Annotated in this window: 17 protein-coding genes; 10 read left to right on the top strand and 7 right to left on the bottom strand. The window is 69.9% G+C overall.

All coding sequences use genetic code 11. The annotated features are described in order from the left end of the window. The first annotated feature begins 18 nt into the window (after positions 1–18). From ACTWQO_RS36025 to ACTWQO_RS35995, 7 genes are all read left to right on the top strand, one after another. Positions 19–1,824 (top strand): 3-hydroxyacyl-CoA dehydrogenase family protein, encoded by a 1,806-nt coding sequence (locus ACTWQO_RS36025; protein ID WP_443241588.1) that lies wholly within the window; start codon positions 19–21, stop codon positions 1,822–1,824. 184 nt (positions 1,825–2,008) lie between these two features. Beyond that, complete coding sequence (locus ACTWQO_RS36020; RefSeq protein WP_443241587.1) at positions 2,009–2,821, top strand: TetR family transcriptional regulator; 813 nt, start codon at positions 2,009–2,011, stop codon at positions 2,819–2,821. A gap of 415 nt (positions 2,822–3,236) precedes the next feature. Further along, positions 3,237–4,574, top strand: coding sequence for a crotonyl-CoA carboxylase/reductase (ccrA, locus tag ACTWQO_RS36015; protein WP_443241618.1), 1,338 nt, complete (start codon positions 3,237–3,239; stop codon positions 4,572–4,574). A 9-nt stretch (positions 4,575–4,583) separates the two neighbouring features. Continuing rightward, on the top strand, positions 4,584–6,611 hold the full coding sequence (locus ACTWQO_RS36010; protein ID WP_443241586.1) for a protein meaA: 2,028 nt from the start codon (positions 4,584–4,586) through the stop codon (positions 6,609–6,611). After that, positions 6,608–7,567 (top strand): HpcH/HpaI aldolase/citrate lyase family protein, encoded by a 960-nt coding sequence (locus ACTWQO_RS36005; RefSeq protein ID WP_443241585.1) that lies wholly within the window; start codon positions 6,608–6,610, stop codon positions 7,565–7,567. The genes ACTWQO_RS36010 and ACTWQO_RS36005 overlap by 4 nt, the downstream gene beginning before the upstream one ends. Before the next feature lie 5 nt (positions 7,568–7,572). Further along, on the top strand, positions 7,573–8,085 hold the full coding sequence (locus ACTWQO_RS36000; RefSeq protein ID WP_443241584.1) for a MaoC family dehydratase: 513 nt from the start codon (positions 7,573–7,575) through the stop codon (positions 8,083–8,085). A gap of 2 nt (positions 8,086–8,087) precedes the next feature. Beyond that, positions 8,088–9,293 carry an acyl-CoA dehydrogenase family protein gene (locus ACTWQO_RS35995; RefSeq protein WP_443241583.1) on the top strand — a complete coding sequence of 402 codons (1,206 nt, stop codon included), beginning with the start codon at positions 8,088–8,090 and terminating at the stop codon, positions 9,291–9,293. Between the two features lie 46 nt (positions 9,294–9,339). Here ACTWQO_RS35995 and ACTWQO_RS35990 read toward each other — a convergent pair whose 3' ends face one another. Next, complete coding sequence (locus tag ACTWQO_RS35990) at positions 9,340–9,462, bottom strand: hypothetical protein (protein ID WP_301985536.1); 123 nt, start codon at positions 9,460–9,462, stop codon at positions 9,340–9,342. A 2-nt stretch (positions 9,463–9,464) separates the two neighbouring features. Here ACTWQO_RS35990 and ACTWQO_RS35985 point away from each other — a divergent pair, with 2 nt between their 5' ends. Both ACTWQO_RS35985 and pssA read left to right on the top strand, forming a co-directional pair. Then, entirely contained in the window at positions 9,465–10,121 is a 657-nt protein-coding gene (locus ACTWQO_RS35985) for a phosphatidylserine decarboxylase (protein WP_443241582.1), read from the top strand. Then, complete coding sequence (pssA, locus tag ACTWQO_RS35980; protein WP_443241581.1) at positions 10,108–10,965, top strand: CDP-diacylglycerol--serine O-phosphatidyltransferase; 858 nt, start codon at positions 10,108–10,110, stop codon at positions 10,963–10,965. Before ACTWQO_RS35985 ends, pssA begins: the two co-directional genes overlap by 14 nt. Positions 10,966–11,023: 58 nt before the next feature. Here pssA and ACTWQO_RS35975 read toward each other — a convergent pair whose 3' ends face one another. From ACTWQO_RS35975 to ACTWQO_RS35955, 5 genes are read right to left on the bottom strand one after another with little or no spacing between them, the layout of a single operon-like run. Beyond that, positions 11,024–12,286: an ABC transporter substrate-binding protein gene (locus tag ACTWQO_RS35975; protein WP_443241580.1), complete on the bottom strand. Its 1,263-nt coding sequence runs from the start codon at positions 12,284–12,286 to the stop codon at positions 11,024–11,026. Further along, entirely contained in the window at positions 12,283–13,341 is a 1,059-nt protein-coding gene (locus ACTWQO_RS35970) for a branched-chain amino acid ABC transporter permease (protein ID WP_443241617.1), read from the bottom strand. Before ACTWQO_RS35970 ends, ACTWQO_RS35975 begins: the two co-directional genes overlap by 4 nt. A 25-nt stretch (positions 13,342–13,366) precedes the next feature. After that, positions 13,367–14,257, bottom strand: coding sequence for a branched-chain amino acid ABC transporter permease (locus ACTWQO_RS35965; protein WP_443241579.1), 891 nt, complete (start codon positions 14,255–14,257; stop codon positions 13,367–13,369). After that, complete coding sequence (locus ACTWQO_RS35960) at positions 14,254–15,024, bottom strand: ABC transporter ATP-binding protein (protein ID WP_443241578.1); 771 nt, start codon at positions 15,022–15,024, stop codon at positions 14,254–14,256. Before ACTWQO_RS35960 ends, ACTWQO_RS35965 begins: the two co-directional genes overlap by 4 nt. A 1-nt stretch (position 15,025) precedes the next feature. Next, positions 15,026–15,832 carry an ABC transporter ATP-binding protein gene (locus tag ACTWQO_RS35955; protein ID WP_443241577.1) on the bottom strand — a complete coding sequence of 269 codons (807 nt, stop codon included), beginning with the start codon at positions 15,830–15,832 and terminating at the stop codon, positions 15,026–15,028. Positions 15,833–16,013: 181 nt separating this feature from the next. Here ACTWQO_RS35955 and ACTWQO_RS35950 point away from each other — a divergent pair, with 181 nt between their 5' ends. Beyond that, a complete protein-coding gene (locus ACTWQO_RS35950) occupies positions 16,014–17,234 on the top strand; it encodes a PucR family transcriptional regulator (protein ID WP_443241576.1) in 1,221 nt (406 codons plus the stop codon). Positions 17,235–17,307: 73 nt separating this feature from the next. Here the strand turns inward: ACTWQO_RS35950 and ACTWQO_RS35945 are convergent, their stop codons facing one another. Then, positions 17,308–18,459, bottom strand: a complete 1,152-nt coding sequence (locus ACTWQO_RS35945) for a glycerate kinase (protein ID WP_443241575.1) — start codon at positions 18,457–18,459, stop codon at positions 17,308–17,310. Positions 18,460–18,555 lie beyond the last annotated feature (96 nt).

Below are 18,555 nucleotides of genomic sequence, written 5' to 3'. Positions count from 1 at the left end.
CTCACCAGGAGTCCCGCGATGGCCACTCCCCTGTCCGACACCCCTCTGTCCCCGCTCAAGACCATTGCCGTCGTCGGCCTCGGCACGATGGGCACCGGTATCGCCGAGGTCCTCGCCAAGGCCGGCCGCGAGGTCGTCGGCATCGACATCAGCGAGGCCGCGGCCGCCCGGTCCGTCGCCGCCCTGGAGTCCTCGACCGCCCGCGCGGTGGAGCGCGGCCGGCTGACCGAGCAGGAGCGCGCGCACATCCTCGCCCGCATCCGCACCTCCACCGACCTGCGGTCCGCGGCCGACGCGGAACTGGTCATCGAGGTGGCTCCGGAGTCGTACGAGATCAAGCAGCAGATCTTCCGTGAGCTCGACGGGATCGTCCGGCCCGAGACGATCCTGGCGACCGGCACCAACGCCCTCTCCGTCACCCGGCTGGCCGCCGACTCGGCCCACCCGGAGCGCGTGCTCGGCCTGCACTTCTTCAACCCGGCCCCGGCCATGCGCCTGGTCGAGGTCGTCTCGTCCGTGCTGACCGCGCCCACCGCCGTCGACGCGGTCACCAACCTCGCGCTGGACCTCGGCAAGGAGCCCGTCGCGGTCGGCGACCGTCCCGGATTCGTCGCGGACGGGCTGCTGTTCGGCTACCTCAACCAGGCCGCCGCGATGTACGAGGCCAAGTACGCCTCCCGCGAGGACATCGACGCCGCGATGAAGCTCGGCTGCGGACTGCCGATGGGCCCGCTCGCACTGCTGGACCTGATCGGCATCGACACGGCCCGCACGGTCCTGGAGGCCATGTACGCCGCCTCCCACGACCGGCTGCACGCCCCCGCCCCGATCCTCAAGCAGCTCAGCGAGGCGGGCCTGACCGGCCGCAAGTCGGGCCGCGGCTTCTACACCTACGAGGCTCCGGGCAGCGCGGTCGTCGTGCGGGACGCGCTCACCCCGCTGACCAGCGGCCTGGACACCCCCGGCCGACCGGTCCGCTCCGTCGGTGTCGCGGGCTCCGGCACCATGGCGTCCGGGATCGCCGAGGTCTTCGCCAAGGCCGGGTACGAGGTCGTCCTCGCCGCCCGCAGCGAGGAGAAGGCGCAGGCCGCCAAGGCCCGTATCGGCAAGTCGCTTTCGCGCTCTGTCGACAAGGGCCGGATGACCGCGGAGGCCGCCGCACAGACCCTGGACCGGATCGCCCCGGCGGGCTCGTACGACTCCTTCGCCGAGGTCGACCTGGCCGTGGAGGCGGTCGCCGAGGACCTGGAGATCAAGCAGCAGCTGTTCGCGACGCTGGACAAGGTCTGCAAGCCGGGCGCGGTCCTCGCGACGACGACCTCCTCGCTGCCCGTCGTCGCCTGCGCCCGCGCGACCTCGCGCCCGCAGGACGTGATCGGCATGCACTTCTTCAACCCGGCACCGGCGATGAAGCTGGTCGAGGTGGTGCGTACGGTGCTCACGGCCGAGGACGTCCACTCAACGGTTCACGAGGTCTGCGTCAAGATCAAGAAGCATGCGGTGGACTGCGGCGACCGAGCCGGCTTCATCGTCAACGCGTTGCTTTTCCCGTACCTCAACAACGCGATCAAGATGGTGCAGGAACACTATGCGTCTCTTGACGACATCGACGCGGCGATGAAGCTGGGCGGCGGCTACCCGATGGGCCCCTTCGAGCTGCTGGACGTCGTCGGCCTTGATGTCTCGCTGGCCATCGAGAAGGTCCTGCACCGCGAGTTCCGCGACCCGGGCCTTGCCCCGGCGCCGCTCCTGGAACACCTGGTGGCCGCGGGCTGCCTCGGCCGCAAGACGGGCCGCGGCTTCCGCGAATATGCCCGGCGTTGATCGTCCCGGCGACTGGTTCACGGACGCCGAGGACTGGGGCGGCCTGCTCGATCCGGCTGCGGTTCCCCCGCCCGTCCAGGGCGGGGGAACCGAGGGCCGGGCTGGCGGGAGAAAAGGAGCCGGGGCGGGCGGGAGAAGCCAGGGACATGCGCATCAAGCTGCGCACATGCAGTACGTTCGGGTCATGCCCCAGCCCGCCAAGTCCTCACGTACACCAGCCACGCCGCCCGACGCGCCGGAGAGTGCCGCGGGCAGCCGAGCCGCGGCCCAGCGGCTCAAGATGCGCCGGGAACTGGCGGCTGCCGCGATGGAGCTGTTCGCGACCAAGGGGTACGAGGCGACCACCGTCGACGAGATCGCGGCCCGGGCCGGGGTCGCCCGCCGTACGTTCTTCCGGCACTTCCGCTCCAAGGAAGAGGCGATCTTCCCGGACCACGACGACACGTTGATCCGTGCCGAGGCGGTCCTCAATGCCGCGCCGGCGCACGAGCACCCGCTCGACACGGTGTGCCGCGGCATCAAGGAAGTCATGCGGATGTACGCGGCCCGGCCGGAGATCTCGGTCGCCCGTTACAAGCTCACGCGCGAGGTGCCCACCCTGCGTGAGGCGGAGATCGCGTCGGTGGCCCGTTATGAGCGCCTGTTCACCCGCTATCTCCTGGGCCACTTCGACGAGCACGCGCACGACGACGACGCCAACGACGATCCACTCCTCGCGGAGGTCGCAGCGTCCGCCGTCGTCACCGCCCACAACCATGTGCTGCGGCGCTGGCTGCGGGCCGGGGGCCAGGGCGACGTCGAGGCACAGCTGGACCACGCCTTCGCGATCGTACGGAGGACGTTCGGCACGGGCATCGGGGCCGGGCGCACCACGACCCCGAAGCCGGCCGCCGCGACGGTGTCCACACAGGGCGAGGTACTGGTGACGGTCGCCCGCACGGACGCGCCGCTGGACGAAGTCATGCGCACCATCGAGCAGGCACTCAAGGAGCGCTGAGCCCCTTCTCCACCGTGACGACGGCCACCCCACGGGGTGGCCGTTTTGGCATGTCAGAGCCCCTTTTCGAGCAGATTTCATGCCCCATTCGATCGATCATCGCTCATTTGTTACGTAAAGATTTCACCTGAGAGCAACTTCTGGCACTCAGTGCCTTGCGAGGTGACACGCGGTGTCATACGTTGAAGTTGTCCGGGCGGCCGGCGTGCAGAGACCATTCGTACGTCGGCTGTCCCCGCAAGCCCCTCCGGCCTGCGCGCCCGGACGCCTGCGTCACAGGCAACCTCCCGCGCCACAAAGCGCTGCCGAAGCACCACCGCCGAACCGACGGCAACCAACAAAACCCTCAGCAGCACCGACGTAAACCTCAGCGTCCCTCCCTCAGGACGCGTATCGCCGGAGGCAAACCGTGACCGTGAAGGACATCCTGGAAGCGATCCAGTCGCCGGACTCGACTCCGGCCGACTTCGCCGCTCTGCCGCTCCCCGAGTCGTACCGCGCGATCACCGTGCACAAGGACGAGACGGAGATGTTCGCCGGGCTCACCACCCGCGACAAGGACCCCCGCAAGTCGATCCACCTGGACGACGTCCCGGTGCCGGAACTCGGCCCGGGCGAGGCCCTGGTGGCCGTGATGGCCTCCTCGGTCAACTACAACTCGGTGTGGACCTCGATCTTCGAGCCGCTGTCGACCTTCGGGTTCCTGGAGCGCTACGGCCGGCTCAGCGAGCTCACCAAGCGCCACGACCTGCCGTACCACATCATCGGCTCCGACCTCGCGGGCGTCGTCCTGCGCACCGGCCCGGGCGTCAACGCCTGGCAGCCCGGTGACGAGGTCGTCGCGCACTGCCTGTCGGTCGAGCTGGAGTCCTCCGACGGCCACAACGACACGATGCTCGACCCCGAGCAGCGCATCTGGGGCTTCGAGACCAACTTCGGCGGCCTCGCCGAGATCGCGCTGGTGAAGTCCAACCAGCTCATGCCCAAACCGGACCACCTCAGCTGGGAGGAGGCCGCCGCTCCGGGCCTGGTCAACTCCACCGCCTACCGGCAGCTCGTCTCCCGCAACGGCGCCGGGATGAAGCAGGGCGACAACGTCCTGATCTGGGGCGCGAGCGGCGGACTCGGCTCGTACGCCACGCAGTTCGCGCTCGCGGGCGGCGCCAACCCGATCTGTGTCGTCTCCAGCGAGCAGAAGGCCGACATCTGCCGGGCCATGGGCGCCGAGGCGATCATCGACCGCACCGCCGAGGACTACAAGTTCTGGAAGGACGAGCACCACCAGGACCCGCGCGAGTGGAAGCGCTTCGGCAAGCGCATCCGTGAACTCACCGGCGGCGAGGACGTCGACATCGTCTTCGAGCACCCGGGCCGCGAGACCTTCGGCGCCTCCGTCTACGTCACGCGCAAGGGCGGCACGATCGTCACCTGCGCCTCGACGTCGGGCTACAACCACGAGTACGACAACCGCTACCTGTGGATGTCGCTGAAGCGGATCATCGGCTCGCACTTCGCCAACTACCGCGAGGCCTGGGAGGCCAACCGGCTGATCGCGAAGGGCAAGATCCACCCGACGCTGTCGAGGGTCTACTCCCTGGAGGAGACCGGGCAGGCCGCCTACGACGTGCACCGCAACCTCCACCAGGGCAAGGTCGGCGTGCTGTGCCTGGCGCCCGAGGAGGGCCTGGGCGTGCGGGACCACGAGAAGCGCGCCCAGCACGTCGACGCCATCAACCGCTTCCGCAACATCTGAGGTTGGCACATGACTGAGCGTCAGAAGGACCGGCCGTGGTTGATGCGGACCTATGCCGGTCACTCCACCGCCGAGGCGTCCAACGAGTTGTACCGGCGCAACCTCGACAAGGGCCAGACGGGTCTGTCGGTGGCGTTCGACCTGCCGACGCAGACGGGCTACGACCCGGACCACATCCTCGCCCGCGGCGAGGTCGGCCGGGTCGGGGTCCCGGTGTCGCACGTCGGTGACATGCGCCGGCTGTTCCAGGACATCCCCCTGGAGCAGATGAACACCTCGATGACGATCAACGCCACCGCCATGTGGCTGCTGGCGCTCTATCAGGTCGTCGCGGAGGAGCAGGGTGCCGACATCACCCAGCTCCAGGGGACGACCCAGAACGACATCGTCAAGGAGTACCTGTCGCGGGGGACGCATGTGTTCCCGCCGGGGCCGTCGCTCCGCCTGACGACGGACATGATCGCGTACACGGTCTCCCACATCCCCAAGTGGAACCCGATCAACATCTGCAGCTACCACCTGCAGGAGGCGGGCGCCACGCCGGTGCAGGAGATCGCGTACGCGATGTCCACCGCCATCGCCGTGCTCGACGCCGTGCGCGACAGCGGCCAGGTGCCGCAGGAACGCATGGGCGATGTCGTCGCCCGTATCTCCTTCTTTGTGAACGCGGGCGTCCGCTTCATCGAGGAGATGTGCAAGATGCGGGCGTTCGGCCGGATCTGGGACGAGATCACGCGCGAGCGGTACGGCATCGAGAACCCCAAGCAGCGACGTTTCCGGTACGGCGTCCAGGTCAACTCCCTCGGACTGACCGAGGCGCAGCCGGAGAACAACGTCCAGCGGATCGTGCTGGAGATGCTGGCCGTCACCCTCTCCAAGGACGCACGCGCGCGTGCCGTCCAACTCCCCGCCTGGAACGAGGCGTTGGGTCTGCCCCGCCCCTGGGACCAGCAGTGGTCGCTGCGCATCCAGCAGGTACTCGCCCATGAGAGCGACCTGCTGGAGTACGAGGACATCTTCGAGGGCTCGCACGTCATCGAGGCGAAGGTCGCGAAGCTCGTCGAGGAGTCCCTCGCGGAGATCGACCGGATCCAGGAGATGGGCGGCGCGATGGCCGCCGTCGAGTCGGGCTACCTCAAGTCCCAGCTCGTGGCGTCCCACGCCGAGCGCCGTGCTCGTATCGAGTCCGGCCGGGAGAAGATCGTCGGCGTCAACATCTACGAGTCGACCGAGCCGAACCCGCTCACGGCCGACCTGGACGCCGCGATCCACACGGTCGACCCCGCTGTCGAGGCGCGCGTCGTGAACGCCCTGACGCACTGGCGTGACACCCGCTACCAGCCGCCCTTCAACCACCCGCGCCCCTGCAAGGCGCTGGAGAAGCTGAAGGAGGCCGCGAAGGGCACCGCCAACCTCATGGAGGCCACCCTGGAGTGCGCCCGCGCCGGGGTCACGACCGGCGAGTGGGCCGGGGCCCTGCGCGAGGTGTTCGGCGAGTTCCGGGCCCCGACGGGCGTGTCCTCCGCGCCGGTCGCCGTCGCCGCCGAGGAGGGCACCGCGATGGCGCTCGTCCGCCGCCGGGTGGACGAGACCGCCCGTGACCTCGGCGTCGGCAAGCTCCGCTTCCTGGTCGGCAAGCCGGGCCTGGACGGGCACTCCAACGGGGCCGAGCAGATCGCCGTACGCGCGCGTGACGCCGGCTTCGAGGTGGTCTACCAGGGCATCCGGCTCACCCCGGAGCAGATCGTGGACGCGGCCATCGCCGAAGACGTGCACGCGGTCGGCCTCTCGATCCTCTCCGGCTCGCACGCCCAGCTGGTGCCGGACGTGCTGGAACGCCTCCATGTGGCCGGTGCCACAGAGATACCTGTCATCGCCGGTGGGATCATCCCCAATGGCGACGCCGAGCAGCTGAAGGCCGCGGGTGTGGCCGCCGTCTTCACCCCGAAGGACTTCGACATCACCGGAATCATCGGCCGCATCGTCGACGAGATCCGGAAAGCGAACAAGCTCGACCCCCTGGAGGTCCCCGCATGACCGTCAACCGTCTTCGTCCGCGGCGCTCCTGCCTGGCCGTACCGGGCTCGAACCCGCGCTTCCTGGAGAAGGCGCAGGGCCTCCCGGCCGACCAGGTCTTCCTCGACCTCGAGGACGCGTGCGCGCCGCTGGCCAAGCCCGAGGCGCGGCACACCATCGTCAAGTTCCTCAACGAGGGCGACTGGACGGGCAAGACGAGGGTCGTGCGCGTCAACGACTGGACGACCGAGTGGACGTACCGCGATGTCGTGACGGTGGTCGAGGGCGCGGGCCCGAATCTGGACTGCATCATGCTGCCCAAGGTCCAGGACGCCCAGCAGATCGTCGCCCTGGACCTGCTGCTGACGCAGATCGAGAAGACGATGGGGTTCGAGGTCGGCAAGATCGGCATCGAGGCGCAGATCGAGAACGCGCAGGGCCTGAACAACGTCAACGAGATCGCGCAGGCCTCCCCGCGCGTCGAGACGATCATCTTCGGCCCGGCCGACTTCATGGCGTCGATCAACATGAAGTCGCTGGTCGTGGGCGAGCAGCCGCCCGGCTACCCGGCGGACGCCTACCACTACATCCTGATGAAGATCCTGATGGCCGCCCGCGCCAACAACCTCCAGGCGATCGACGGTCCCTACCTCCAGATCCGCAACATCGACGGCTACCGCGAGGTCGCCCAGCGCGCCGCCGCCCTCGGCTTCGACGGCAAGTGGGTGCTGCACCCGGGCCAGGTCGAGGCGTCCAACGAGATCTTCTCGCCCTCGCAGGAGGACTACGACCACGCCGAGCTGATCCTGGACGCGTACGACTACTACACGTCCGAGGCGGGCGGCAAGAAGGGCTCCGCGATGCTCGGCGACGAGATGATCGACGAGGCCAGCCGCAAGATGGCGCTGGTCATCTCCGGCAAGGGCCGCGCGGCCGGCATGCAGCGCACCAGCAAGTTCGAGATCCCGGAGGCCTGAGCGCGATGCAGTTCGGACGCACGTATGAGGAGTTCGAGGTCGGCGCGACGTACAAGCACTGGCCGGGCAAGACGGTCACCGAGTACGACGACCACCTCTTCTGTCTCCTCACCATGAACCACCACCCGCTCCACATGGACGCCAACTACGCCGAGAACACAACGGACTTCGGCAAGAACGTGGTGGTCGGGAACTACATCTACTCCCTCCTGCTCGGCATGTCCGTGCCGGACATCTCCGGCAAGGCGATCGCCAACCTGGAGATCGAGTCGCTCAAGCACGTGGCGCCGACCTTCCACGGCGACACGATCTACGGCCAGACGACGGTGCTCGACAAGTGGCCGTCCAAGTCGAAGAACGACCGCGGCATCGTCCACGTCGAGACCAAGGGCTACAAGCAGGACGGCACGCTGGTCTGCGTGTTCCGCCGCAAGGTCATGGTGCCGACCGAGACGTACATCAAGGAGCGCGGCGGCGAGCAGCCCGGCCGCCCCGAGCTCAAGGAGCAGGAGAAGTAGCCATGGCGCGACTCGCCCAGACCGCCGGTCTGACGGACATCCAGCAGGAGATCCTGTCCACCGTCCGCGACTTCGTGGACAAGGAGATCATCCCGGTCGCGACCGAGCTGGAACACCGCGACGAGTACCCGCAGCAGATCGTCGACGGCCTCAAGGAGTTGGGCCTGTTCGGCCTGATGATCCCGGAGGAGTACGGCGGCCTGGGCGAGTCCCTTCTGACGTACGCCCTGTGTGTCGAGGAGATCGCACGCGGCTGGATGTCGGTGTCCGGCATCATCAACACGCACTTCATCGTGGCGTACATGCTCAAGCAGCACGGCACCGAGGAGCAGAGGGACTACTTCCTGCCGAGGATGGCGGCCGGTGACATCCGGGGCGCCTTCTCGATGTCGGAGCCGGCGCTGGGTTCCGATGTGTCGGCCATCACGTCGAAGGCGGTCAAGGACGGCGACGAGTACGTCCTGAACGGCCAGAAGATGTGGCTGACGAACGGTGGAACGTCGACGCTGGTCGCCGTCCTCGTGAAGAGTGACGAAGGACACCCCGAGGGCACCGCCCCGCACAAGTCGATGACGACCTTCCTCGTCGAGAAGGAGCCCGGCTTCGGAGAGGTCCGCCCCGGCCTCACCATCCCCGGGAAGATCGACAAGATGGGGTACAAGGGCGTCGACACCACCGAGCTGATCATGGATGGCCTGCGGGTTCCGGCCAACCGCGTGCTCGGCGGCGAGACCGGCCGGGGTTTTTACCAAATGATGGACGGCGTGGAAGTCGGCCGCGTCAACGTGGCGGCGCGTGGTTGCGGTGTCGCCCAGCGTGCTTTCGAGCTCGGCGTCCAGTACGCCCAGCAGCGTCACACTTTCGGCAAACCGATCGCCCAGCACCAGGCGATCCAGTTCAAGCTGGCCGAGATGGCTACCAAGGTCGAGGCCGCGCATGCGATGATGGTGAACGCGGCACGCAAAAAGGACTCCGGAGAACGAAACGACCTTGAGGCTGGGATGGCGAAGTACCTCGCCTCCGAGTACTGCAAGGAGGTCGTGGAAGACGCCTTCCGGATCCACGGCGGCTACGGCTTCTCCAAGGAGTACGAGATCGAGCGCCTCTACCGAGAGGCTCCGATGCTGCTGATCGGTGAAGGTACCGCCGAGATCCAGAAAATGATCATCGGTCGCAGGCTGCTCGAAGAGTATCGACTCCAGGGCTAGATGTCCGGGTAAGGGGTGTTTTCTTCGCGAAGAAGATCACACCCCGTCAACACTCTTCGGCCGCCGACTCGGCTTCCTGGCTTGCCCAGTTGTAGCCCGCGACCGGTACGATCGCGTGAAAGCCGCCGTCCCCCTCACGCAGCGCGGCATCATCCGCTACGAAGGTCATCCATGCCCCACAGCCAAACCTCTGCACCACGCGACAGCCTGGCAGGCGTACGCCTCGCGCGCGGAGCATCGCCGTGGCTTCTCCCGACCGTCGCCACCGCAGCCCTCAGCCTGGCCCGCGCGCGCCGCTCCGGCGCCGCCAGGGCCGTGGCCGTACCCGCCACCGCGCTCGCGGCGGGCATGCTGTGGTTCTTCCGCGACCCCGAGCGCGAGATCTCCCAGGGCCTGATCATCTCGCCGGCCGACGGTGTGGTGCAGAGCATCATGCCGTGGAAGGACGGGCGTACCCGCGTCGCGATCTTCATGAGCCCGCTCAACGTCCACGTCAACCGTGCTCCGCTCGCCGGTACCGTGACGTCGGTCGAGCACATCCCCGGCGGGTTCGTTCCGGCGTTCAACAAGGAGAGCGAGAACAACGAGCGCGTAGTCTGGCATTTCGACACCGAACTCGGCGACATCGAAATGATCCAGATCGCCGGCGCGGTCGCCCGTCGCATCGTGCCGTACGTGCCCCAGGGCACGAAGGTCGAGCAGGGTGACCGGATCGGTCTGATCCGCTTCGGCTCGCGTGTCGACATCTACCTGCCCGAGGGCGTGGAGGTCGCGGTCGAGGTCGGGCAGAAGACCGTGGCTGGGGTGACTCGCATTGACCGTGATTGATCCTGAGACACAGGCGGGCTGGGTGCCGGAGGCCGACGAGGTGGTGGACGAAGAGGAGGAGATGCCTCTTTCTCTCCGCCTCTCGATAGCGGACACCCTCACCCTCGGCAACGCCACGTGCGGCTTCATGGCGGTGTACTTCACCACCACCGGCATCCTGATCCCGCACCTCACCGACAGCCAGGAAACCGGCATGGCCCGCAACAGCGCGGCCACGGCGGTCATCCTGATGCTGTGCGCGGCGGTCTTCGACCTGTTCGACGGCCTGGTGGCGCGCAAGCTGCGCTCCTCCCCCATGGGCGCCGAGCTGGACAACCTCTCGGACCTGATCAGCTTCGGTCTGGCCCCGGCGTACTTCGTCCTGGTCTACGGCATGGTCGCGGACGACGCGTACCAGAAGGTGGCCGCGGTCGGAGCGGTCGTGGTGCTTCTGGCGGTGGTGCTGCGGCTTGCCCGCTTCTCGTGCGTGACACCGACGAACGGCATGTTCCAGGGCATGCCGAGCCCCTTCGGGGCACTGACGGTGGTCTCGATCGTGCTCCTGGAGCTGCCCTTCGTGGCGACGCTCCTGGCGATCCTCGGCACCGCGTGGCTGATGGTCAGCCGGGTCGAGTACCCCAAGCCGCGAGGCCGTCTCGCTGTGGCGATGCTGTCCTGGATCGTCGTCTCCATGGGCCTCCTGACCGCCTGGGCCTTCGACGCCCCCGGCGGCCAGCTGCTCCTGCAGACCGGCTGCGCCCTGCAGCTCGTCATGGGCGCGGTGATCCCGCTGTTCGCCACGGCCCGCCGGGTGAACAACTTCCGCGACAACCGGCGTGAGGCACGGGCGGCACAGCTGCCGTAACACCTGACAGCACAGAGGGCCCGAACCGCAAGGTTCGGGCCCTCAGCGTTGCGCTCGTTCAGGCACCCGGCGTGTAAGCCTCCGCGACCGACGACGCCTCCGCCTCCCGTACGACCTTCATCCCGCCCGTCACGCCCTTGTCCGGCTGCAGGATCACGCTCTGCCGGGACGACGGGGACTTCGGGTCGGTGAAGTCCTGCGGGATGCCGAAGCCGACGTCGAACGCGTCGATCGTCAGCAGCGCCTTGTCGACGCCCGCGCGCGTGAGGTCCTTGCTCGCGCAGGCCTTCTTCAGGGCCTCGCCGAAGACGGAGACCGCCGTCCAGCCGGCCACCACGCCGTTGTCCAGCGCGTCCTTCGGATACGCCGCCCGGTAGTCCGCCACGAGCTGTTTCGCTTCCGGGGTGTCGGCGCCGATGGGCAGCGACGGGGAGGCCACCCAGTAGTTCTTCGACAGGGCGGGGCCCGCCTGGGTGGCGAGCAGCTGCGGGGCGAAGGCGGAGTTGTTGCCGATGACCGGGACGGCGAAGCCGCTCGCTGCCGCGACGCCGACGAGGGAGGCCGCCTGGCGCGGCCCCGCGCTGATCACGACCGCCTTGACGCCCGCCTTCTTCAGGGCGGCGACCTGGGCGGTCATGTCGTTGTCCGTCGGTTTGATCTTCTGCTCGACGACCGTCAGCCCGGATTCCTGCGCCATGTGCTTCGAACCGACCAGGGCGCTCTCCCCGTAGTCGCCCTCGAAGTAGACGTGCCCGATCTTGTCGCCCTTCTTGATCCCCTTCTCCCGCATCAGGAAGTCGACGGCGTTGATCGTCTCGATGTCGTACGTCGATCCGATCACGCGGATGTACGGGCTGCCGAGCAACGAGTGCGCCCACGCCTGCGGCAGCACCAGGCCCTTGTCCTGGCCGTCCACGCGCTGCTTGACCGCGGCGACGAACGGCGAGCCGATGAACTGGGTGAAGCCCAGCACCTTCGGCGCCAGCTCCGTGTACCCGGACACGGCCTTCTGCGGGTCGTAGCCGTGGTCGCGGACGGAGAGGGACACCTGGTAGCCGCAGACGCCGCCCTTGGCGTTCAGCTGCTTCACATACAGCTGCTGCGCCTGGGTGACGCTCTTGCCGAGGGTCGCGTAGACGCCGGTCATGTCCGTGAGCACGCCGAGCGTGATCGTCTTGCCGGAGATCCCCTCGCCGGTCTTCACACCGCCCGCGGCGGCCTCGCCGTCGCCGTCGTCCTTGGCCTTGGAGCTGCAGCCGGCCAGCACGAGCAGCGCGGCGAGCGCGCCCGCGGCGACCCTGGCCGCATACGTCGTGGTCATCGTTCCTCCCCTGATTTGCGTGCGACGCGATTCCGGGCGGCGAGCCTGACCAGGCCGCCCGGCAGAAAGAGCACCACCGCCACGACGGCGGCGCCGTACAGGTACCGGGACGCCTCTCCCGGTGCGATCCCGCCCGTGCCCGGGTCGGAGACCAGCGGGAGCGTGTCGCTGTAGCGGGTCAGCAGCTGGGGCAGCAGCGAGACGAACGCCGCCCCGAGCACCGCTCCCCGGACCGAGCCGAGCCCGCCGATGACGATCATGGCGAGGTACTCCAGCGAGAGCGTGATCCCGAAGTAGTCGGGCACGGTCCGCTGGAAGACCAGCGCGAGCAGCACTCCGGCGAGGCCCGCGTACATCGAGGACAGGACGAAGACAGCGGCCCGGTAGCGGGCGACGGGCACGCCGATCACCCCGGCCGCGATGCGGTGGTCGCGGATCGCGTTCATGGCCCGGCCCGGCCTGCCGCGCAGCACTCCCCGGGCGAACAGCGCGCAGCCGAGCAGGACGACGAGTCCGGCGTACCAGAGCTTCTCGGCGGAGCCGAACGGCACGTTGGCGACGAGGAGTTCGCGGTCGTCGAAGGTGAGGCCGAAGAGGTTGAGGGCGGGTACGTCGCGGCCGTTGAAGCCGCCGGTGAGGTCGCGGGCGTTGAACAGGACGTGCTGGCCGATGAAGATCAGCGCGAGGGTCGCGATGCCGAGGTAGGCGCCGCGCAGCCGGCCCGCGATGGGGCTGAAGAGGCCTCCGGCGGCTCCGGCGACCAGGGTGGCGAGCACGGCTGCGAGCCAGGTCGGCAGGCCGAGCCCGGTCAGGCCGTCGCCTCCGTCGCCGGCGAACACGCAGTAGCCGTAGGCGCCGACGGCCAGGAAGAAGGCGTGGCCCATGGAGAGCTGGCCGGTGGCGCCGGTGAGGAGGTTGATGCCGATGGCGCCGATCGCGGCGGCCATGGCGAACAGGCCGGCCTGGAGCCAGAAGCGGTCCAGGTAGAAGGGCAGGGCGAGCAGCAGGACGGTGCCGCCGCCCCAGACGTAGGTACGGGTGCGGGTGAACCACATCGGTCGGGTGCTGCCGGCGAGAGCCTCAGACACGGGCGAGCTCCTTCGTGCCGAACAGCCCGGCGGGCCGGATGAGCAGGATCGCGAGCATGACGAGGTAGGGCGCCAGGTCGCCCAGGCCTCGGCCCAGGAAGGTCAGGTCGCTCTGGTAGCCGGTGGCGAGGGATTCGGTCACGCCGATGATCAGTCCGCCGACCAGAGCGCCCGTCGTCGAGTCGAGGCCGCCGAGGATCGCCGCCGGGAAGGCCTTGAGGGCGGCGAGGGAGGTGGCCCGTTCCAGGCCGGGGGTCGGGAAGACGGTGAGGAAGAGGGCGGCCACGGCGGCGAGTCCGCCCGCGACGGCCCAGGCCCCGAGGGACACCCGGCCGAGCCTGACACCCATGAGGGCGGCGGTCTCCGGGCTCTCGGCCGCCGCGCGCATCGCCACGCCCCAGGTGGTGTAGCGGAAGGCGAGCAGGAACGCCGTGATGAGCAGGGCGGCGGCGACGAAGGCGGCGATCCGGGTGTGGGCGAGGGAGATCGGGCCGAGGGTGAGGACGGCGTCGCCCCAGGGGTCGCCCAGCGTCAGGACGTCCGTGCCGATACGCCGAGTGAGTTCGGTGGTGAGCAGGATGTCGACGCCGATGGTCACGATGGCCAGCACGCTCTGGTCGCTGCCCCGGTAGCGGCGCATCACCAGGAACTCGACGGCCGCTCCGACCAGCGCGGCGCCCGCGATGCCGGCCAGCAGCGCGGGCCAGAACCCGATGTCGTCGTGGAGGATCGCGGTGACGTATCCGCCGGCCAGCAGCAGCGAGGCGTGCGCGAAGTTGACGACCTCCGTGGCCCGGAAGATCACCACGAACCCGAGGGCGATGAGGGCGTAGACGGAGCCCAACGAGACGCCGTTGAGCAGGAGTTCGGCGAAGGTGCTCACGACGCGGCCTCCTCGCCGAGGTAGGCACGGACGACGGCCGGGTCGTTCTGTACGTCGGCCGGTGCGCCGTCCGCGATCAGCCGCCCGAAGTCGAGCACGGTCACCGTGTCCGCGAGCCTCATCACCACTCCCATGTCGTGCTCGACCAGGACGATGGAGATACCGAGGCTGTCGCGGACCCCGGCGATGACGCCCGCGACCCGGCGCCGCTCGTCGGCCGTCATGCCGGCCACCGGTTCGTCGAGGAGCAGCAGCCGGGGTTCCATGCACAGCGCGCGGGCCAGCTCGGCGAGCTTCTGCTGCCCGTACGGCAGGGAGCCCGCCGGTCGGCCGAGGTGGTCCTCGAGGCCCACGAACGCGGCGATCTCCCGGACGCGTGCGCGGTGCCGCCGTTCCTCGCGCCCGGCCGACGGCAGCCGCAGCCCGGCGGCGACGAAGCCGGTCCTGGTCAGCCGGTGCCGGCCCAGCAGCAGGCTGTCCTCGACGGTCGCGTGCGGCGGCAGCGCGAGGTTCTGGAAGATGCGGGCGACGCCGAGCGCGGCGATGCGGTGCGCGGGCATGCCGGTCAGCTCGTGGCCGCCGAAGCGGACGCTGCCCGAGGTGGCCCGGTAGACCCCGGACAGGACGTTGAAGCAGGTCGACTTGCCTGCCCCGTTGGGTCCGATCAGGGCGTGGACGGTGCCGGGGCGCACGGTGAAGGTGACGTCGTCCAGGGCGAGGAGGCCCGCGAAGCGGACGGTGAGGTGGTCGACGTGCAGGGTTTCCATGTCAGGCCTCCCATCTGGGCAGCGCCGGATGGGATCTCGTGGCGCCCGCCGCGTCGGCGGCCGCGTCCTCGTCGACCACGCCCAGGTAGCGGCGCCGCACCTCGTCGGAGGCGGCCAGTTCGGCGCTCGGACCGGAGAGCGTGACTTCGCCGACCTCCAGGACGTGGGCATGGGTGGCGAGCCGCAGGGCGAGCGCCGCGTTCTGCTCGACCAGCAGGACGGAGGTGCCCTGTTCGTTGATCTCGCGCACGGTGTCGGCGATCCGCGCGGCCATCAGCGGAGCCAGGCCAAGCGACGGCTCGTCGAGCAGCAGCACCTTCGGTACGGCCATCAGGGCGCGGGCGACGGCGAGCATCTGCTGCTCACCGCCAGACAGCAGCCCGGCCCGCTGCTGGGCCCGCTCGGCGAGGACGGGGAACAGCTCGTGGACGCGGCGCAGGGCGGCGGCCCGGTCCGTGCGGCCGCCGGCCGCGCCGAGCGCCCCGGCCCGCAGGTTGTCCGCGACGGTCATCCGGGCGAACACCCGCCGCCCCTCCGGCACTTGGGACACCCCGGCGGCCACCACCCGGTCGGGGGCGAGCCCGTCGATACGGCGTCCGCCGAGCGTCACGGTGCCGCCGGTCGTCGCCCCGCCGTGGAAGGAGAGCGTGCGGCTGACCGCCCGCAACAGCGTCGACTTGCCGGCACCGTTCCCGCCCAGGACCGTCACCACGGCCGCCTCGGGCACCTCCAGCGACACCCGGCGCAGTGCGCGCACCGGGCCGTACCCCACCGACAGGTCCCGCACGACCAGATCGGAGCCCCCCATGGCACCGCCCCCTTCCTCGGCCCTGTGTGGCGCTCACCCCAGCACCGGGTGGGGTGTCCGTCCACGGGTCGCGGCCGAAACGCTGCTGGTGACCAGCGAATACGGCCGCCCGTTGTGCACGCGCACAACACTGCGTGTCAGGGGCCTGCCCAAGCCGGGCGGCCGGTGGCATCCTCCGGCCATGGGAGCGCGCAGAAGGCGTACCGGTCATGACTGGAAAGTGCTCGCGGAGTCCTGCACGGCGCTCCTGGAGCGGCTGCCGGAGCTGGTCGACGAGCACCTGCGGCTGCTGGCGGAGCACTCCCCCGTCTACGACCAGGTCCTGCCGTACGACCAGCAGTGGCGGGAGGCGGAGGAAGCGATGCGCATCGGCATCGAGACCATCTCCGCACCCCGCGACGCACCGCGCCGCGACCTGCAGTACGCGGAGGAGGCGGGGCAGCGGCGCGCCCAGCAGGGGCTGCCGCTGGAGCTGCTGGTGCACGCGTACCGGAGCGCCGGCTATCTCGTTTGGGACGCCCTGCTGGAGGGTGCCGGGGGTCAGGAGCCCGAGCGGCTCGGGGTGCTGATGCGCTCGGCGACGCTCGTGTGGGCGGCGATCGACGCCCAGACGGCCGTGGCGTCGGAGGCGTACCGGGCGACCGAGATGGAACTGCGCCGTCGAACCGACGAACAGCTGCACGCGCTGCTGGACGCGCTCCTGGAGGGGCAGGAGACGCCGGGCCTCGCCGCCAGGGCCGCGGCGGGGCTCGATCTGCCGGAGCGGGGCGCGTACGCCGTGGTGGTGCTGCGGACCGAGCGCCGGGACGCGCGGGAGGCCTTCCACCGGCCGCTGCCCGCCGCCGGGTACCGGTTCGTCTGGCGAATGCGGGCGGACCGCGAGGTGGGCGTGGTGCTGCTGGGCCCCGGCCAGGACCTGGACGCGGTGGCGCGGCTGCTGAGCGGGCGGTGCTCGGGGCCCGGCGGTATCAGTCCCGTCGTCCCCGGCTTGGCCGAGCTGGGCCGGGCGCGACGGCTCGCCGAGCTGGCGCTGCGCACCTGTCCGCAAGACGCCCACGAGGTCGTACGCCTCGACCAGCGCATGCCCACCGCCCTCGTGGTGAGCCAGCCGGAACTCGCGGGCCGGCTGGTCGCGGACGTCTTCGGCGCGCTCATCGGCCTGGAACCCCCCGACCGCGCGGTCCTGCTGGAGACACTGGACGCGTGGCTGGCCTGCGAAGGCTCGGCAGGCCGTGCCGCCGGCCGCCTGTACTGCCACCGCAACACGGTCTTCAACCGCCTACGCCGACTGGAACAGCTGACATCCAGATCACTGGCCCGCCCCCGCGACCTGATCGAACTGACCCTGGCACTGGACGCGTACCGGCTGTCGGGCACGACGGCTACAGACCGACCGGCGTAAGCAGAGCTCCCCGAAGGGGCGCGGGGAACTGCGCGACCAGCCACAACGGACCCGCAGCCGACCGACGACCCGCCTAGCTAAGGAAATCCCGGCCGATGTTCTCCGCGACTCGCTCCAGGATGGGCCCCGCATCCGCGATGCACTTCGCCACGTCCGGCTCGACCTCCGTCAGCGGATACGCCCGCCGGATCCCGGCCCGCCCGAGCGCCTCCGGCGGAAGCGCGAGACGGCCGCACACCGCGACGACCTCCTTGCCCTCCGCGCGTGCCGCCGCGGCGACCCCGGCCGGGGCCTTGCCGTGCAGGGTCTGCTCGTCCAGGGAGCCCTCGCCGGTGATCACCAGATCGGCGCGGTCCAGGGCCGGTGCGAAACCGAGGACGTCCAGCATGACCTCGATGCCGGGGCGGAAGCGCGCGCCGACGATCAGCGCGCCGTAGCCGATGCCGCCGGCCGCGCCCGCGCCGGGCGACGCGGCGTACTCGGCCGCCTTCGGGCCGATCGCCGACTCCAGGGTCTTGGCGTAGTGCGCGAGGGCCTCGTCCAGCGTCTCCACGTCGTCCGGGGACGCGCCCTTCTGCGGGCCGTACACCGCCGGCGCGCCCTTCGGGCCGGTCAGCGGGTTGTCGACGTCGCTGGCGAGCACGAGCTCGACCTCGCCGAGACGCGGGTCCAGGCCGGACAGGTCGGCCGACACCAGGTCGGACAGTCCGCCGCCGCCCGGAGACACCGGCTCCCCGTCCGCTTCCAGGAAGCGCGCGCCCAGCGCGGCCAGCATCCCGGCGCCCCCGTCCGTGGTCGCGCTGCCGCCGACGCCGAACACGATCGTGCGGGCACCCGCGTCCAGCGCGGCCCGCAACAGCTCGCCGGAGCCGTACGTCGATGCCGTGAGCGGCGCGAAGACTCCGGCGGGCAGCCGCTGCAACCCGCTGGCCTCCGCCATCTCCACGACCGCGGTGTCACCGCGCAGCGCGAACGCGGCCGTCACCTCGTTCCCGAGGGGGCCCGCGACCCGTATCTCACGCCGCTCGAATCCGGCCGCGACCGCCGCATCAACTGTTCCGTCACCGCCGTCGGCGACCGGCAGCGCCTCGACCTGGAGGCTCGGCACGACCTTGCGCAGCCCGGCCGTCACCCGCTCGGCGACCTGGACGGCCGTCAGTGACCCCTTGAACTTGTCCGCGGCGATGAGGACCCTCTGGGTCCCCCTGCCTGCAGCGTTCGCCACTTTTGCATCCCCTTGCTCTACGGGCCTCACACATGTCAAGGCCAGTCGCGCCGCTGTGACCTTAACCGGAGGAACCCCCAGCCGTCATGCCCCGAC

It is taken from the genome of Streptomyces sp. 4N124, from assembly GCF_052245395.1.
In the GTDB taxonomy this organism is placed as follows: Bacteria; Actinomycetota; Actinomycetes; order Streptomycetales; family Streptomycetaceae; genus Streptomyces.
The sequence above is the reverse complement of the archived record's forward strand: the minus strand, read 5'-3'. Positions and strand labels throughout refer to the sequence as shown.

Coding starts and splice junctions, on each gene's coding strand:
- ACTWQO_RS36025 (WP_443241588.1), top strand. CDS start 19: ATGGCCACTCCCCTGTCCGACACCCCTCTGTCCCCGCTCAAGACCATT.
- ACTWQO_RS35995 (WP_443241583.1), top strand. CDS start 8,088: ATGGCGCGACTCGCCCAGACCGCCGGTCTGACGGACATCCAGCAGGAG.
- ACTWQO_RS36005 (WP_443241585.1), top strand. CDS start 6,608: ATGACCGTCAACCGTCTTCGTCCGCGGCGCTCCTGCCTGGCCGTACCG.
- ACTWQO_RS35960 (WP_443241578.1), bottom strand. CDS start 15,024: ATGGAAACCCTGCACGTCGACCACCTCACCGTCCGCTTCGCGGGCCTC.
- ACTWQO_RS36010 (WP_443241586.1), top strand. CDS start 4,584: ATGACTGAGCGTCAGAAGGACCGGCCGTGGTTGATGCGGACCTATGCC.
- ACTWQO_RS35990 (WP_301985536.1), bottom strand. CDS start 9,462: ATGACCTTCGTAGCGGATGATGCCGCGCTGCGTGAGGGGGACGGCGGC.
- ACTWQO_RS35970 (WP_443241617.1), bottom strand. CDS start 13,341: ATGTGGTTCACCCGCACCCGTACCTACGTCTGGGGCGGCGGCACCGTC.
- ACTWQO_RS35955 (WP_443241577.1), bottom strand. CDS start 15,832: ATGGGGGGCTCCGATCTGGTCGTGCGGGACCTGTCGGTGGGGTACGGC.
- ACTWQO_RS36000 (WP_443241584.1), top strand. CDS start 7,573: ATGCAGTTCGGACGCACGTATGAGGAGTTCGAGGTCGGCGCGACGTAC.
- ACTWQO_RS35950 (WP_443241576.1), top strand. CDS start 16,014: ATGGGAGCGCGCAGAAGGCGTACCGGTCATGACTGGAAAGTGCTCGCG.
- ACTWQO_RS36020 (WP_443241587.1), top strand. CDS start 2,009: ATGCCCCAGCCCGCCAAGTCCTCACGTACACCAGCCACGCCGCCCGAC.
- ACTWQO_RS35975 (WP_443241580.1), bottom strand. CDS start 12,286: ATGACCACGACGTATGCGGCCAGGGTCGCCGCGGGCGCGCTCGCCGCG.
- ACTWQO_RS35985 (WP_443241582.1), top strand. CDS start 9,465: ATGCCCCACAGCCAAACCTCTGCACCACGCGACAGCCTGGCAGGCGTA.